This is a genomic window from Kineococcus vitellinus, assembly GCF_009906315.1.
GTDB lineage: Bacteria > Actinomycetota > Actinomycetes > Actinomycetales > Kineococcaceae > Kineococcus > Kineococcus vitellinus.
Genome location: NZ_JAAALL010000087.1, coordinates 1 through 15075, shown reverse-complemented (window position 1 = coordinate 15075; position 15075 = coordinate 1). Strand labels below are relative to the sequence as shown.

Here is a 15075-nt window from a genome sequence, read left to right as displayed (position 1 = left end):
GCACCCCCTCCTCGGCCAGCACCCCCAGCAGGTGCGGCAGCGCCGCCTCGTGGTGCACCACCAGCGCGCTCAGCCCGCCCAGCTGCTCGCGCAGCGCGGCCAGGCAGGCGCGCGCCGCCTGCGGGCTCGCGTCGCACGGGCTGGTGGCCACCGCCACCCCCGCCGCCGCGGCGGCCTCCTCGAAACCCGCCCGCAGCCGGTCCACGTACCCCGCCCGGTGCACCGAGGACGCGCTCGCGCTGACCAGCCCGATGCTGCGGTGCCCCAGGCGCACCAGGTGGTCCACCGCCGAGCGCGCCGCCCGCGCGAAGTCGAAGTCCACGCAGGACAGCCCCCGGCTCTCGCGCGGCAGCCCGATGAGCACCGCCGGGCGGTCCAGGCGCGCCAGCAGCGCCACCCGCGGGTCCTCGGCCTCGATGTCCATCACCACCAGGCCGTCCACCAGCGCCCCGGAGGTCACCCGCTCCAGGGCGCCGGCGTCCTCCTGGGTCAGCAGCAGCACGTCGTACTCGTGGCGGCGGGCGGTGGTGGTCACCGCCCGCACGAACTGCATGACGACGTTGACGTCGGCGTCCTCGTGCAGCGGCACGACGAGGCCGACGACCTGGGTGCGGGCCGAGGCCAGGGCGCGGGCCCCGGCGTGCGGGCGGTAGCCGAGGGAGGCGACGGCGTCCATGACGCGGGCGCGGGTCGCCGCGGAGATCGCCCGCTTGCCGCTGAGCACGTAGGACACCGTGCTCGGCGATACCCCCGCCTCCTGCGCGACGTCCATGATCGTCGCCATCCCCGACTCCTCCCTCAGCTGCGGCCGAGGCCGACCTCGAGCACGGTACTGCCGGCCTGCGCGTGCGCGAGGGCGCCGTCGACGCCCACGACCTCCAGCGACCACGCGGCGGCCGGCGCGCCCGCGGCCGGGGTCAGCTCGGCGCGCACGACGTCGCCGTCGCGGCGCACGGTCGCGGTGGCCGCGAGGCCGCCGCCCAGCCGGGGCAGGCGCACCGTCGTCTCCGAGCCGTCGGCGAGCTCGTAGCAGCGCAGCAGCACGCCGTCGGCGTAGTCGTAGTCGGGGCGGTCGCTGCGGGCGCCGAACGGCAGGACGGTGCCCGGGCGCACCAGCAGCGGCAGCGAGTCGAACCCGTGCACCTCGGTGCGCCAGCCGCCGCCGGCGACGGCCTCGCCGGTCAGCAGGTTGCGCCAGGTGCCGGCCGGGACGTGGTGCTCGACGGTGCCGTCGGCGGTGAAGACGGGAGCCACCAGCAGCGAGGGCCCGAGCATGTACTGCGCGTCCAGGTGCGCGACCGCCCGGTCGCCGGGGAACTCCAGGAACATCGGCCGCAGCACCGGCGCGCCGTTCTCGTGCGCCTGCTGCGCCAGTTCCGCCAGGTACGGCATGAGCTGCATCTTCAGCCGGGTGAAGCGGCGGGTGACCTCGACGGCCTCCTCGTCGAAGACCCACGGCACGCGGTAGGAGCTGGAACCGTGCAGCCGGCTGTGCGAGGACAGCAGCCCGAACGCCAGCCAGCGCTTGAAGACGGCCGGGTCGGGGTTCCCCTCGAACCCGCCGATGTCGTGGCTCCAGAACGCGAACCCGCTGGCGGCCAGCGACAGCCCGCCGCGCAGCGTCTCGGCCATCGCCTCGAACGTGGAGTAGCAGTCGCCGCCCCAGTGCACGGGGAACTGCTGGCCGCCGGCGGTGGCGCTGCGGGCGAACACGACCGCCTCGCCCTCGCCGCGGTGCTCGCCCAGCGCCTCGAAGACGCAGGCGTTGTACTGCTGGGCGTAGTGGTTGTGCATGCGCCGCGGGTCCGAGCCGTCGGACCAGACGACGCCCTCGGTGGGGATGCGCTCGCCGAAGTCCGTCTTGAACGCGTCGACGCCCATGTCCTGCAGCCGGTGCAGGTGGGAGGCGAACCAGGCCCGCGCCGCGGGGTTCGTGAAGTCCACGACCCCCATCCCGGCCTGCCACATGTCCCACTGCCACACGCTGCCGTCGGTGCGGCGCAGCAGGTACCCGTTCTCGGCGGCCTCGCGGAACAGCGGTGAGCGCTGGGCGATGTAGGGGTTGATCCAGACGCAGACCTTCAGGCCGCGCTCGTGCAGCCGGCGCAGCATCCCCTCGGGGTCGGGGAAGGTGCGGGGGTCCCACTCGAAGTCGGTCCAGTTGAACTCGCGCATCCAGAAGCAGTCGAAGTGGAACACGCTCAGCGGCAGGTCGCGCTCGGCCATGCCGTCGATGAACGAGGTCACGGTCGCCTCGTCGTAGTCGGTGGTGAACGACGTCGACAGCCACAGCCCGAAGGACCACTCGGGGATGCGCGGCGGGCGGCCGGTGAGGCCGGTGTAGCGGCGCAGCACCTCCAGCGGGGTGGGCCCGGAGACGACGTGGTAGGTGAGCACCTGCCCCTCGACGCTGAACTGGGTGCGCGAGACGACCTCGGAGGCGACCTCGAAGGACACCGGGCCCGGGTCGTCGACGAAGACGCCGTAGCCGCGGCTGGAGAGGTAGAAGGGGACGTTCTTGTAGGCCTGCTCGCTGGAGGTGCCGCCGTCGGCGTTCCAGACGTCGACGACCTGCCCGTTCTTGACGACCGGGCCGAAGCGCTCCCCCAGGCCGTGCACGGTCTCACCCACCGACAGCCCCAGCTGCTCGTGCACGAAGCAGCGGCCCTCGGCGTCGGTGACGACGCCGACGCTCTTGGGCAGGCTGCGGGTGAGCACCCCGCGGGAGTCGCTGTACTCCACCGACCACGGGGCGCCGCGGCGCACCCGCACGAGGAGGTCGCCGGTGCGCAGGGTGCCGCCCTGCTCGTCGACCTCCACCCGCGCGCCCCCGCCGCCGGTGGTGAGCGCGAACGCCGGCACCGCCGGCAGCCCGCCCTCGTGGTGGCTGATGCGGGTGCGCACGACACCCTCGGCGGGGCTGTCGAAGACGACGGTCACCAGGGTGCGGTTGAGGGTGTCGCCCCGGGAGGCGACCACCCGCGTCGGCGCGTGGACCACGAGGCGGTCCCCGTCGGGGCCGGTGTCCACGCCGATGTCGTAGGCCTCGGCAGCGAACTGCGGCTGCACGCCCTCGCGGGCGAGCCAGTAGCCGTCGGTGAACTTCATCCGGTGCGGGTCCCTCTCGGAATCGTCGTCGATCGCGCGTCGAAGCGCTTCGCCGGTCACCGTACGGATCGGCCTCCTCCCGGACAAGCCCACGCGCGGTCGTGGCCGCACCGGGGTTGACACCACCGCCCTGCCGCGTCGAAGCTTTCGACGAACATCGTCGAAGCGCTTCACCACACCGCGCCGGCGACACCCCTACGTCGAAGGAGACGGACATGCGCAGGAGGACTCTGGCGACCGCGGCGGCGGCGGGTCTGGTGCTGGCCCTGGGAGCCTGCTCCTCGGGCGGCGGCGACAGCGCCGGCGCCGACGGCGGCGGCGACGGGCCGATCACCCTGGAGTACTGGGCCTGGGGCACCGCCCAGGACGGCATGGTCGAGGCGTGGAACGCGGCGCACCCGGACGTGCAGGTGGAGAAGACCGACGCCGGCGGCTCGACCGACTCCAGCGCCAAGCTGCTCACCGCCACCCGCGCCGAGAACGCCCCCGACGTCGCCGTCGTCCAGTACGACACCCTCCCGGCGATGATCGTCGGCGGGGTCGCCGCCGACATCGGCGAGCACACCGCCGACGTCGAGGGCGAGTTCAACCCCGGCGTCTGGAGCCAGGTCGAGTTCGACGGCGCCGTCTACGGCGTGCCGCAGGACGTCGGCCCGCAGGCGATGGTCTACAACCAGGCCCGCTTCGCCGAGCTCGGCATCCCCGTCCCCACCACCTGGGCGGAGTTCGCCACCGTCGCCGAGCAGGTGAAGCAGAAGGACCCGGCCTCGACGCTGGCGACGTTCGCCCCCGCCGAGTTCGGCGGCTTCGCGGCGATGGCCCAGCAGAACGGCGCGCAGTGGTGGAGCGTCGACGGCGACGCCTGGACGGTCAGCATCGACGACGAGCCGTCCCGGCAGGTCGCGCAGTACTGGCAGGACCTCGTCGACCGCGACGTCATCGACGCCGAACCGCTGCTGACCCCGGAGTGGAACGCCAAGCTGGCCGCCGGCAAGGTGCTCTCCTGGCCGTCGGCGCTGTGGGCCAACGGCGTGATCAACGGCGTCGTGCCCGAGCAGGCCGGCCAGTGGGCCCTCGCCCCGATCCCCGCCTGGCAGGCCGGCCAGAGCGCGGTCTCCTTCCAGGGCGGGTCGGCGGTCGTCGTCACGACGAGCTCGGAGCACCCCGAGGAGGCCGCCGAGTTCGCGAAGTGGATCAACACCTCCAAGGAGGGGTCGGCCGCGCAGATCGAGGCGGGCCAGTACCCGGCCTCGCTCGTCGGCCAGGAGCTCACGCTCTCCAGCGCACCGCCGGTGCAGTCGCCGCAGCAGGCCGACTACTGGCAGGTCGCCCAGCGCATCGCCTCCAGCACCGTCCCCGAGGTCAGCTGGGGCCCCAACGTCAACGTCGCCAACAGCGCCTTCCAGGACGCCTTCAACGCCGCCGTGACCGACGGCACCCCCTTCACCGAGGCGCTGGCCACCGTCCAGGAGGCCGTCGTGGCGGACATGGAGAAGTCCGGCTTCACGGTCAGCGCCGGCTGATGAGCACCACCGCCCCCGCCACCGCCACCGCCGGCGCACCGGCCCTGCGCCGCAGGACCCGCGTCCCGCTGGCCCCGTACCTGTTCCTGACCCCCGGCCTGGTGCTGTTCGCGCTGTTCCTGGTGGTGCCCATCGGCTACGCCGTCTGGCTCAGCCTGCGCGGGCTGCGCATCAGCGGGGGCGGGCCGTTCGGCCGGCGCGAGGAGGTGTTCGTCGGCTTCGAGAACTACGCCGCCGCGCTGACCAGCGCCGACTTCCTCTCCGGCTTCGGCCGCCTGGCCGTCTACGGCGCCATCGCCGTCCCGCTGACCCTGGGCCTGGCGCTGCTGTTCGCGCTGCTGCTGGACGCGACGACGACGGCCGCCAAGCGCTTCTCGCGCACCGCCATCTTCATCCCGTACGCCGTGCCCGGGGTCATCGCCTCGCTGCTGTGGGGGTTCCTGTACCTGCCGACCACCAGCCCGGTCAGCCACGTCACCGAGGCGCTGGGCTGGGGTTCGGTGCCGTTCCTGTCCGGTGCGGCCCTGTTCGGCTCGGTGGCCAACATCGCGATCTGGGGCGGCGTCGGCTTCAACATGATCATCATCTACACCTCGCTGCGCGGGATCCCCTCCGAGGTGCAGGAGGCGGCCCGCATCGACGGCGCCTCCGAGACCCAGGTCGCGCTGCGCATCAAGGTGCCGCTGGTGGCCCCCGCGCTCGTGCTCACCGGGCTGTTCTCGCTCATCGGCACCCTGCAGGTGTACGGCGAGCCGACGACGCTGCGGCCCATGACCACGTCCATCACGCAGACCTGGGTGCCGCTCATGACGATCTACCGCGACGCGTTCACCCGCGACGACCTGCCGCTGGCGGCCGCCGCGTCCGTGCTGCTGGCCCTGGGGACCCTCGTGGTCTCGGTCGTGCTGCTGCGCCTGGCGCAGCGCCGGGCGTTCGGGGACGCCGCGTGAGCGCCGTCGGGACGCCGGTGGGGACCCGCCCCGCGATCGGCGCACCGGCCGCCCGGCGCCCCCGGCAGCGCGCGAGGGTCCTGCCGACCGCCGTCCTTCTCGTCGGCGCGCTGTACTGCCTGGTGCCCGTCGCCTGGGTCCTCGTCGCCTCCACGAAGTCGCGCGGGGAGCTGTTCTCCACGTTCACCTTCGCGCCCGGCACCGGTCTGCTGGACAACCTCGGCGACCTCTTCGCCTACGGCGACGGCGCGTTCCTGCTGTGGTGCGCCAACAGCCTGCTGTACGCGGGCGTCGGTGCGGTGCTCTCGACGCTCGTGTCGGCGATGTCCGGGTACGCGCTCGCGAAGTTCCGCTTCCCCGGCCGGGACGCGATCTTCTACGCCGTCCTCGGCGGGGTGCTGCTGCCGGGCATCACGCTGGCGATCCCGCAGTACCTGCTCATGAGCAAGCTGGGTCTGATGGGCAGCCACTGGTCGGTGCTGCTGCCCTCGATCATCTCCCCCTTCGGCATCTACCTCTCGCGGGTGTACGCCGCGGCGGCCGTGCCCGAGGAGGTCGTCGAGGCCGCCCGCATCGACGGCGCCTCCGAGTGGCGGACCTTCACCGCCGTCGCGGTCCCCATGCTGCTGCCCGGCATGGTCACCGTGTTCATGCTGCAGTTCGTGGGCATCTGGAACAACTTCCTGCTGCCCTTCGTCATGCTGTCCGACGAGCACCGCTACCCCCTCACCGTCGGGCTCTACAGCCTGCTCGCCAAGGGGTCCGGAGAGCCGGCGCTGTACTCGCTGGCCATCGTCGGCGCCGCCGTGTCCATCCTCCCGCTCATCGCGCTGCTGCTCTTCCTGCAGCGGTTCTGGCGGATGGACCTCATCAGTGGAGGGTTGAAGGGATGACGCGCACGCCCGACCGGGGCCTGCCCACGGACCGGCTGCTGTACGGCGGGGACTACAACCCCGAGCAGTGGCCGGAGGAGGTGTGGAAGGAGGACGTCGTCCTCATGCAGCGGGCCGGGGTCAACGCCGCCACGGTCGGCGTCTTCTCCTGGGCGCTGCTGGAACCCGAGGAGGGCGTGTACGACTTCGGCTGGCTCGACCGGGTCCTGGACACCCTGCACGCCGGCGGGATCGGCGTGGTGCTGGCCACGCCGACGGCCTCGCCGCCGCCGTGGTTCACCCGCGCCCACCCCGACGCCCTGCCCGTCGGTCCCGACGGGGTGCGGCTGACGCACGGCAGCCGGGACACCTACGCGGTGAGCGCCCCGGCCTACCGCGCGGCCAGCCGGGCGATCGCCGAGCGCCTGGCCGAGCGCTACGGGGACCACCCCGCGCTGCTGGCCTGGCACGTGCACAACGAGTACGGGACCATCGACCACGGCGAGCACGCCGCCGCCGCCTTCCGGCGCTGGCTGCAGCGCCGCCACGGCTCCCTGGACGAGCTCAACCGCTCCTGGTACACCGCGTTCTGGTCGCAGCGCTACACCTCCTGGGAGGACGTGCTGCCCCCGCGCCGCACGCAGTACCTGGTCAACCCGGGGCAGGCGATGGACTTCCGGCGCTTCTGCTCCGACGAGATGCTCGACGCGTTCCGCGAGCAGCGCGACGCCATCCGCGCGGCGGGCTCCAGCGCCCCGGTGACGACGAACTTCATGCTGCCGACGTGGAACCACCTGGAGCAGTGGAGCTGGTCGGACGAGCTCGACGTCGTCTCGCTGGACCACTACCTCGACACCGTCGGCCCCGACGGCGAGACGCACGCCGCCTACGGCGCCGACCTCGCCCGCTCGTTCTCGCACGGGGGTCCCTGGCTGCTCATGGAGCAGAGCACCACCTCCTCCACGGTGGCCGGCCGGCGCGCCCACAAGGACGTCGAGCGGGTGGTGCGCAACTCCCTGTCCTACCTCGCGCGCGGCTCCCAGGGCGCGCTGTTCTTCCAGTGGCGGGCGCCGGCCGCGGGCTCGGAGGCCTGGCACGGCGGGATCGTCCCGCACACCGGCGAGGACTCGCGCTCCTTCCGCGCCTTCGCCGACCTCGGCCGGGTGGTGGCCGCCCTGGGCGAGGTCGCCGCGCCGCCCGCCGACGGCCGGCTGGTCGAGGCGGACGTCGCGGTGCTCTGGCACGCGGAGGGCTGGTGGGCCACCGAGGCGCCGCAGCTGCCCAGCGACGAGCTGGACTACTCCGCCGCCGTGCGGGCCACCCACCGGGCGCTGTGGCACGAGGGCTACGCCGTGGACTTCGCCGCCCCCGACGCCGACCTGAGCCGCTACCGCGTCGTCTGCGTGCCCAGCCTGTTCGCGGTGGGCGACGCGGCCCTGGCGAGCCTGCGGGCCTTCGTCGAGCGCGGCGGGCACCTGCTCGTGCAGCCCTTCACCGGCTACGCCGACGAGGACCTGCACGTCGTGCCCGGCGGCTACCCCGGCCGGCTGCGCGACCTGCTCGGGGTGCGCGTGCAGGAGCTGCACCCGCTCGACGCCGCCGAGCGCGTGCAGCTGAGCGGCGGGCCGGGCGGCGAGCTGACCGGGCGGGTGTGGAGCGAGCTGCTCGAGCCCGAGGGCGCCGAGGTCGTGGCGCGCTACGCCGGCGGCGAGCTCGACGGCTCGCCCGCCATCACCCGCGCGGCCGCGGGCGCCGGCGCGGCCCACTACGCCTCCACCTTCCTCGACGGCGGCTCGCTGCGGCGCTGGCTGCGCGGGGTCTGCGAGGAGGCGGGGGCCCGGCGCACCGTCGAGGGCTGCCCGCCGCCGGTGGAGGCGGTGCTGCGCCGCGGCGCGCACGCCGACCACCTCTTCGTCCTCAACCACTCCGGCGACGCCGTGCGCGTCAGCGGGCCGGGGACGGACGTGCTCAGCGGTGAGGACGCCGGGGAGGGCCTGCCCGTGGCGGCGCGCGGCTGGCGCGTGCTGCGCACGGGCGGCCGGCGGGGCTGGCGCGTGGAGGCCGCGGGCTGAGGCCGCACCCCGGGGCGGGCGCCCCGGGGTGCGGCCGGCGGGTGCCGGCGGGTTCAGCCGTCCACGTCGGTGGACGTGCTGAGGCCGCGCCAGGCGTCGATGTCGGCGCGGTGGGCGTCGAGGACGCCCTCGAAGGCCTGCACGGCGTCGCTGCCGAGCAGCAGCAGCGCGGGCGGCGCCTCGGAGGTGACGGCCGTGACGATCGCCTGCGCGGCCTTGACCGGGTCGCCCGGCTGGTTGCCGTGGGCGGTGTCGTGCTCCTTGCGCCGCTTGCCGGCGGTGTCGGCGTAGTCGGCGATGGGCTGCGCGGCCTGCGTCAGCGAGCGCCCGGCGAAGTCGGTGCGGAAGCCGCCCGGCTCCACGACGACCACGGAGATCCCCAGCGGCGCCAGCTCCGTGCGCAGCGAGCCCGACAGGCCCTCCAGCGCGGCCTTGCTCGCCGCGTAGTACCCGGACCCGGGCGGGCAGATCCGCGCGCCGATCGAGGAGACGTTCACGACGGCGCCGCTGCGCCGGGAGCGCATCCCCGGCAGCACGGCCTTGACGAGCGCGACCGCGCCGAAGAAGTTCGTGGCGAACAGCCGCTGCACGTCGGCGTCGTCGCCCTCCTCCACGGCCGCGCGGTAGCCGTACCCGGCGTTGTTGACGAGGACGTCGACGGCGCCGAAGCGCTCCTCGGCCAGCCGGACCACCTCCGCGACGCGGTCGGGGTCGGTGACGTCGAGGGCCAGCGGCAGCGCGGTGCCGGGGTGCTCGCGCGCGAGGTCCTCGACGGTCGTGACGTCGCGCGCGGTGACGACGGCGTTCTCGCCGCGGTCGAGGACGGCCCGCGCGAGGGCGCGGCCGAGGCCGGTGGAGCAGCCGGTGATGAGCCAGGTGGACATGCGGGCATCCTGCCCCGCCCACCGCGCCGCCCGCCGCGCGGCCCCGCGCGGCCCGTCGCGGCCCGTCGCGGCGCGCACGGCAGACTCGTGCGGTGACCGCCCAAGGACTGCTGCTCACCCTCGAACTGCTGGGCGTCTTCGCCTTCGCCCTCGACGGGGCGCTCACCGCGATGCGCGCCACCACGCTGGACCTGTTCGGCGTCGTGGCGCTGGGCGTGGTGACCGCGGTGGGCGGCGGCATCCTGCGCGACGTGCTGCTGGGCGAGCTGCCGCCGGCCTCGCTGCGCACCTGGTACTACCTGGCGACGGCCACCGCGGGGGCGCTCCTGGCCTTCGGCGCGCACCGGCTGCTGGCGCGGCTGACGCGCCCGATCCTGCTCTTCGACACCGTGGGGCTGTCGCTGTTCTCCGTCACCGGCGCCCAGGTGGCCTACGAGGCCGGGGCGAGCGCCGGCTCGGCCGTCCTGCTGGGCGGCCTGACCGGCGTGGGCGGCGGCACGCTGCGCGACGTCCTCGTGCGCCGGGTGCCCTCGATCCTCACCGGCGGCCTGTACGCCGTGCCCGCGCTGCTGGCGGCGGCCATCGCCGTGCTCGCCCCGCTGCTGGGCGCACCGCCGCTGGCCTCGGCCCTGGTGGGCGGGGCGGTCTGCGCGGGCCTGCGGCTGGGCGGGGTGCTGCGCGGCTGGCAGGCGCCGCGGGCCGACGTGGCGCGCGGCTCCCTCGACGAGTGAGGCGGCGCGGCGGGCACCCTGCCCGAGGGGGCCGGGTCCTCAGCGCAGGGCGCGCTGACCGGCGAGGAAGTCGGTGAACTCGCGCGGTTGCACGTGCACGACGATGCGCTCCACGACGCCGTCGACGTCCCAGGCGACGGCGACGTCGGGCACGTGGACGCCGTACAGCTGCAGGTCCAGGGCCACCGCCTCGCTGAGGAAGTCGCCCGGCTCGATCTCCAGGACGTGCCGGCGGTAGGCGGGGTCGAGCGAGGACCACCACTCCCCGAGGGCTTCGCGTTGCATCACGACACGTCCATCGGGGCCCGCCCGGCCGGCGTTGCGGCCGGTCCCCCGACCGGCGCAACGCCGCGCCGGGGTGCGCGCGCGCCGCCGGCGGGCTAGGCAGGGGGCATGGACGCCAAGGACCTCCTGCTCGACGGCTACGACCGCATCCGGCCCGCCGTCCACGCCGCCGTCGACGGCCTCGACGAGGACGCGCTCGCCGCCCGCCTGGACGAGGGGGCCAACTCGATCGCCTGGCTGGTCTGGCACCTGACCCGGGTGCAGGACGACCACGTCAGCGAGGTCGCCGGTCACGAGCAGACGTGGACGGCCGACGGCTGGGCCGCCCGCTGCGCCCTGCCCTTCGACGACGCCGAGACCGGCTACGGCTTCGGCGCCGAGCAGGTCGGGCGGGTGCGGCTGCCGGCGCAGCTGCTGACGGGCTACCACGACGCGGTGCACGAGCGCACGCTCGGCTACCTGCGCACCCTGGGCGGCGCCGACCTCGACCGCGTCGTCGACGAGCGCTGGGACCCCCCGGTCACGCTGGGGGTGCGGCTGGTGAGCGTGCTGGACGACGACCTCGAGCACGCGGGGCAGGCGGCCTTCGTGCGGGGCGTCCTGGAGCGGCGCGGGAGCGCCTGAACGCGACGATCCCCGCCCCGGCTGCTGCCGGGACGGGGATCGCGTGCCGGCCCGCGAGGGGGCCGGTCAGGAGTGCGTCAGAGACGGACGACGTTCGAGGCCTGGGGGCCCTTGGCGCCCTGGGTGACCTCGTACTCGACCTGGTCGTTCTCGTCCAGGCTGCGGAAGCCGTTGCCGGCGATCTGCGAGTAGTGGACGAAGACGTCCGGGCTGCCGTCGGACGGGGCGATGAAGCCGAAGCCCTTCTCGCCGTTGAACCACTTCACGGTGCCCTGAGCCATGTGGCCTCCTCGGGTAACGCTCCAAGAGACTGGAGCTTGCCGCCGAGGGTGCTGACCTGAGTGTCAGAGACGGCCCTCGAGAAGATTCCCCGGGGCGCTGAGCACTGCGAGAAACTACGACTTCGGGAACCGTAGCACGTCCGCGACCCGGCGGGGAAGCGGAGCCGGGCTCAGCTGCTGCGCAGCTGCGAGACCAGCGGGCAGCGGAAGGGGTCGCGGGCGGCCAGGCCCACCTCGTCGAGGTACGCGGCGATCGCCCGGTAGGCCCCCACCAGGGAGGTCTCGGTGTAGTCGATGCCGTGCTCGGCGCAGAAGCGGCGCACGAACGGCTGCGCGCGGCGCAGGTTCGGGCGGGGCATGCTCGGGAAGAGGTGGTGCTCCACCTGGAAGTTGAGCCCGCCCATGAACAGGTCCACGAACCAGCCGCCGGAGATGTTGCGGGACATCAGCACCTGGCGGCGGATGAAGTCGACCTTCGTCTCGCGCGCCACGATCGGCATGCCCACGTGGTTGGGGGCGAAGGCGCCGCCCATGGAGAGCCCGAAGGCGGCCATGTGGATGCCGAAGAAGGCCGCACCGCGGCCCGGGCCCAGCAGCAGGACGAGGGAGCCGGCGTAGACGGCCCAGTGCACGGCGATGAGCGAGGCGTCGACCCAGCGGCGCTTGGTGCGGCGGCCGGTGACCAGCGAGCGCACCGAGTCCACGTGCAGGTTGGCGCCGGCCAGCAGCAGCAGCGGGAAGAACCACAGGCCCTGGCGGCGGGTGGCCCAGCGCAGCAGCCCGCGGCGGGAGGCGGCCGCCTCCTCGTGGAAGGACACCACGGTGGACTCGATGTCGGTGTCGGTCCCGCGCTGGTTGGGCGCCTGGTGGTGCTTGTTGTGCTTGCCCATCCACCACCCGTAGCTCAGCCCGGTCAGCAGCGCCGCGAAGATGCGCGCGGCCCACTCGTTGCCGCGGTGCGAGGCGAAGATCTGCCGGTGCGCGCCGTCGTGGCCGAGGAAGGCGAACTGCGTGAGCACCAGGGCCAGCGGGGCGGCCAGCAGCAGCACCAGCCAGGACTCGCGCAGCAGGACGGCGCCCGCGACGACGGCGGCCAGGGCGGCGCCGGTGGCGGCGATGCGGACCCAGTAGTGGCCGGTGCGCCGGGCCATGAGGCCCTCGGACTGCACCTGCGCGGTCAGCTCGGCGTAGGGGGTGCTGCGACGCGGGCGGCCGGGCGCAGGTGTGGTCAGGGTCACGGAGCCTCCAGGGCCTCGTCGGCGACCCCGCCGGACGGCGGGGTCGGAGCGGTGCCCGGGGAGGGTTCCCCCGTGGGTGACACGGCGCGTGCTGCATCCAATCGCAACTGTTCTCGATCAGCACAACGTTCGGACCACCCGTCGGGTGCCCGGCCGCCCGCGTGCCCGGGCGGCGGGCCGTCCGGGGGCCCGGACTAGTCTTCTGCGGTGCCTCTCGCCCAGACCGCGCCGGAGCCCGACCCGGAGGTGGCCCGCGAGGACGCGCACGTGGGCACGCTGTACGCGCGCCTGGACGCGCTGCGCGAGCAGACCGCCCGCCAGCTGGCCGAGGTGCGGCGCACCAGGGCCACCGGCACGCACCAGAACCGCTTCGAGCGCGACGCCTTCGCCACCCTCTACGAGGACCGGCTCTCGCAGCTGTGGTCGGTGGAGAACCGGCTGTGCTTCGGGCGCCTGGACCTGCAGCCGGGCACCGAGGACCCCCGCCGCTACGTCGGCCGCCTCGGCCTGGCCGACGAGCGGGGCAACCAGCTGCTGGTGGACTGGCGCGCCCCGGCGGCGCAGGACTTCTACCAGGCCACCGCGGCCGCGCCCCGCGACGTCGTGCGCCGGCGCCACCTGCTGACCTCCGGGCGGCACGTCACCGGCGTCGACGACGAGGTCCTCGTGGCCGGCGACGGCGGGCGCACGACGGGTGACGCGGCGCTGCTGGCGGCCGTCAGCGCACCGCGCACCGGGCGCATGGGCGACATCGTGGCCACCATCCAGGCCGAGCAGGACCGCGTCATCCGCGCCTCCGAGCGCGGCGTGCTCGTCGTGCAGGGCGGCCCCGGCACCGGCAAGACCGCCGTCGCGCTGCACCGCACCGCCTACCTGCTCTACACCCACCGCGACCGGCTGGCGCGCAGCGGCGTGCTGCTGCTGGGCCCCAGCCCCGTCTTCCTGCGCTACGTCGAGCAGGTGCTGCCCGCGCTCGGCGAGACGGGCGTGGTGACGATGACGCTCGGCGAGATGTTCCCCGGCGTCGCGGCCCGCGGCGAGGACTCCCCCGCCGCCGCCCGCACCAAGGGCTCGCTGCGGATGGTCGACGTCCTGGAGGCCGCGGTCGCGGCCCGCCAGCGGGTGCCCGAGCGCGCGATCCGCTTCGACCTCGACGGCACCCGCGTGCTGCTGCGCCCGGAGGCCGTCGCCTCGGCGCGCGCCCGCGCGCGGCGCTCCCGCAAGCCGCACAACGCCGCCCGCGTCACCTTCGTGCGCGAGGTCCTCAACACCCTGGTGACCTCGCTGGCCCGCGCCCGCGGCGTGGACCTGGGCGAGGAGCGCGACGACCTCCTCACCGAGCTGCGCGAGTCCCTCGACGTGCGCCGGGAGGTGAACCTGTGCTGGATGCCGCTGACGCCGCAGAAGGTCCTGGCGGGCCTCTACCGCGACCCGGCCGCCCTCGAGCGCGCCGCCCCGCAGCTGTCCTCCGAGCAGCGCCGCTCGCTGCACCGCGAGGACGCGGCGGCCTGGAGCGAGGCCGACGTGCCGCTGCTGGACGAGCTCGCCGAGCTGCTGGGGCCGCTGGAGGAGAGCGGCGGCGACGCCCGCCGCGCCGCCGAGCGCGAGGAGCAGGTCGCCTACGCGCGCAAGGTGCTGGAGGAGTTCGAGGCCTCCGGGGTGGGCAACGACCTCGTCAGCGCCGAGCTGCTCGCCGACCGCTTCAGCACCGGCGGGCCCAGCGGCACCGTCGCCGAGCGCGCCGCCGCCGACCGCACCTGGGCGTACGGGCACGTCGTCGTCGACGAGGCGCAGGAGCTGTCGCCGATGGCGTGGCGGCTGGTGGAGCGCCGCTGCCCGTCCCGCTCGATGACGCTGGTCGGCGACGTCGCGCAGACCTCCAACCCGGCCGGCGCGCGCAGCTGGGCGCAGGCGCTCAAGCCCGTCGTCGACGACCGCTGGCGCCTGGAGGAGCTGACCGTCAACTACCGCACCCCGGCGCGCATCTCCCGGGTGGCCGCCGACGTGCTGCGCACGGCGGGCATCGCCGCCAGCCCCCCGACGCCGGTGCGCGAGGGCGAGCACGACCCGGTCGCCGTCGCGCTGGCCGGCGCCGACGACGCCGACGGCGTCGTGCGGGTGGTGCGCCGGCGCCTGGGCGCGCTCGCCGAGGGGCGCCTGGCGGTGATCGCCGCGGACCCCGGCGGCCCGCTGGGCTCGGACGCGCTGCGGGCCGCGGTCGCGGCCGCGCTGCCCGCCGGGTCGGTGGCCGCCTCCCCCGACGACCTCGACGCCCGGGTGTCGGTGATCGACGTGCACCGCGCCAAGGGCCTGGAGTTCGACGTCGTCGTCCTCGTCGAGCCCGCGGCGGTGCTGCGCCGCCCGCGGGGTGCCAACGACCTGTACGTGGCGCTGACCCGGGCGACGCAGGAGCTGCACGTGCTGCACGCCGAGCCGCTGCCGGCGGGCATGGGCTCGCTGCGGCGCTGACGGGCGGGCGCGGGTCGGATCGGCGGGACGGGGATCAG

13 protein-coding genes are annotated in these 15075 nt (G+C 74.8%); 7 read left to right on the top strand and 6 right to left on the bottom strand.

Annotated features, from left to right (window positions below):
- The coding region (locus GTQ99_RS10015) for a LacI family DNA-binding transcriptional regulator (RefSeq protein WP_166615591.1) at positions 1-784 on the bottom strand (784 nt) is incomplete at its 3' end.
- A 14-nt stretch (positions 785-798) separates the two neighbouring features.
- Positions 799-3108 (bottom strand): alpha-xylosidase, encoded by a 2310-nt coding sequence (yicI, locus tag GTQ99_RS10010; protein WP_166615590.1) that lies wholly within the window; start codon positions 3106-3108, stop codon positions 799-801.
- A gap of 215 nt (positions 3109-3323) precedes the next feature.
- Between yicI and GTQ99_RS10005 the strand changes: the two genes are divergently transcribed.
- From GTQ99_RS10005 to GTQ99_RS09990, 4 genes are read left to right on the top strand one after another with little or no spacing between them, the layout of a single operon-like run.
- Entirely contained in the window at positions 3324-4631 is a 1308-nt protein-coding gene (locus GTQ99_RS10005) for an extracellular solute-binding protein (RefSeq protein WP_166615589.1), read from the top strand.
- Positions 4631-5581: a carbohydrate ABC transporter permease gene (locus GTQ99_RS10000; RefSeq protein ID WP_166615588.1), complete on the top strand. Its 951-nt coding sequence runs from the start codon at positions 4631-4633 to the stop codon at positions 5579-5581. The genes GTQ99_RS10005 and GTQ99_RS10000 overlap by 1 nt, the downstream gene beginning before the upstream one ends.
- Positions 5578-6474 (top strand): ABC transporter permease subunit, encoded by an 897-nt coding sequence (locus GTQ99_RS26795; RefSeq protein WP_166615587.1) that lies wholly within the window; start codon positions 5578-5580, stop codon positions 6472-6474. Before GTQ99_RS10000 ends, GTQ99_RS26795 begins: the two co-directional genes overlap by 4 nt.
- Positions 6471-8525: a beta-galactosidase gene (locus GTQ99_RS09990; RefSeq protein WP_166615586.1), complete on the top strand. Its 2055-nt coding sequence runs from the start codon at positions 6471-6473 to the stop codon at positions 8523-8525. The genes GTQ99_RS26795 and GTQ99_RS09990 overlap by 4 nt, the downstream gene beginning before the upstream one ends.
- Before the next feature lie 53 nt (positions 8526-8578).
- Here GTQ99_RS09990 and GTQ99_RS09985 read toward each other — a convergent pair whose 3' ends face one another.
- The gene (locus GTQ99_RS09985; RefSeq protein ID WP_166615585.1) at positions 8579-9409 is read right to left on the bottom strand and encodes an oxidoreductase; all 831 of its coding nucleotides are present in this window, start codon (positions 9407-9409) and stop codon (positions 8579-8581) included.
- 92 nt (positions 9410-9501) lie between these two features.
- On the opposite strand from GTQ99_RS09985, the gene GTQ99_RS09980 reads away from it, so the two are divergent.
- Positions 9502-10140 carry a TRIC cation channel family protein gene (locus GTQ99_RS09980; protein WP_166615584.1) on the top strand — a complete coding sequence of 213 codons (639 nt, stop codon included), beginning with the start codon at positions 9502-9504 and terminating at the stop codon, positions 10138-10140.
- Between the two features lie 39 nt (positions 10141-10179).
- Here GTQ99_RS09980 and GTQ99_RS09975 read toward each other — a convergent pair whose 3' ends face one another.
- Positions 10180-10428: a hypothetical protein gene (locus GTQ99_RS09975; RefSeq protein WP_166615583.1), complete on the bottom strand. Its 249-nt coding sequence runs from the start codon at positions 10426-10428 to the stop codon at positions 10180-10182.
- A gap of 105 nt (positions 10429-10533) precedes the next feature.
- On the opposite strand from GTQ99_RS09975, the gene GTQ99_RS09970 reads away from it, so the two are divergent.
- Positions 10534-11049, top strand: a complete 516-nt coding sequence (locus GTQ99_RS09970; protein ID WP_166615582.1) for a mycothiol transferase — start codon at positions 10534-10536, stop codon at positions 11047-11049.
- A 77-nt stretch (positions 11050-11126) separates the two neighbouring features.
- Here the strand turns inward: GTQ99_RS09970 and GTQ99_RS09965 are convergent, their stop codons facing one another.
- Both GTQ99_RS09965 and GTQ99_RS09960 read right to left on the bottom strand, forming a co-directional pair.
- Positions 11127-11330 (bottom strand): cold-shock protein, encoded by a 204-nt coding sequence (locus tag GTQ99_RS09965; protein WP_166615581.1) that lies wholly within the window; start codon positions 11328-11330, stop codon positions 11127-11129.
- Positions 11331-11500: 170 nt separating this feature from the next.
- Positions 11501-12568 (bottom strand): fatty acid desaturase family protein, encoded by a 1068-nt coding sequence (locus GTQ99_RS09960; RefSeq protein ID WP_338074883.1) that lies wholly within the window; start codon positions 12566-12568, stop codon positions 11501-11503.
- 207 nt (positions 12569-12775) lie between these two features.
- Here GTQ99_RS09960 and GTQ99_RS26790 point away from each other — a divergent pair, with 207 nt between their 5' ends.
- Entirely contained in the window at positions 12776-15037 is a 2262-nt protein-coding gene (locus GTQ99_RS26790) for an ATP-binding domain-containing protein (protein ID WP_166615580.1), read from the top strand.
- Positions 15038-15075 lie beyond the last annotated feature (38 nt).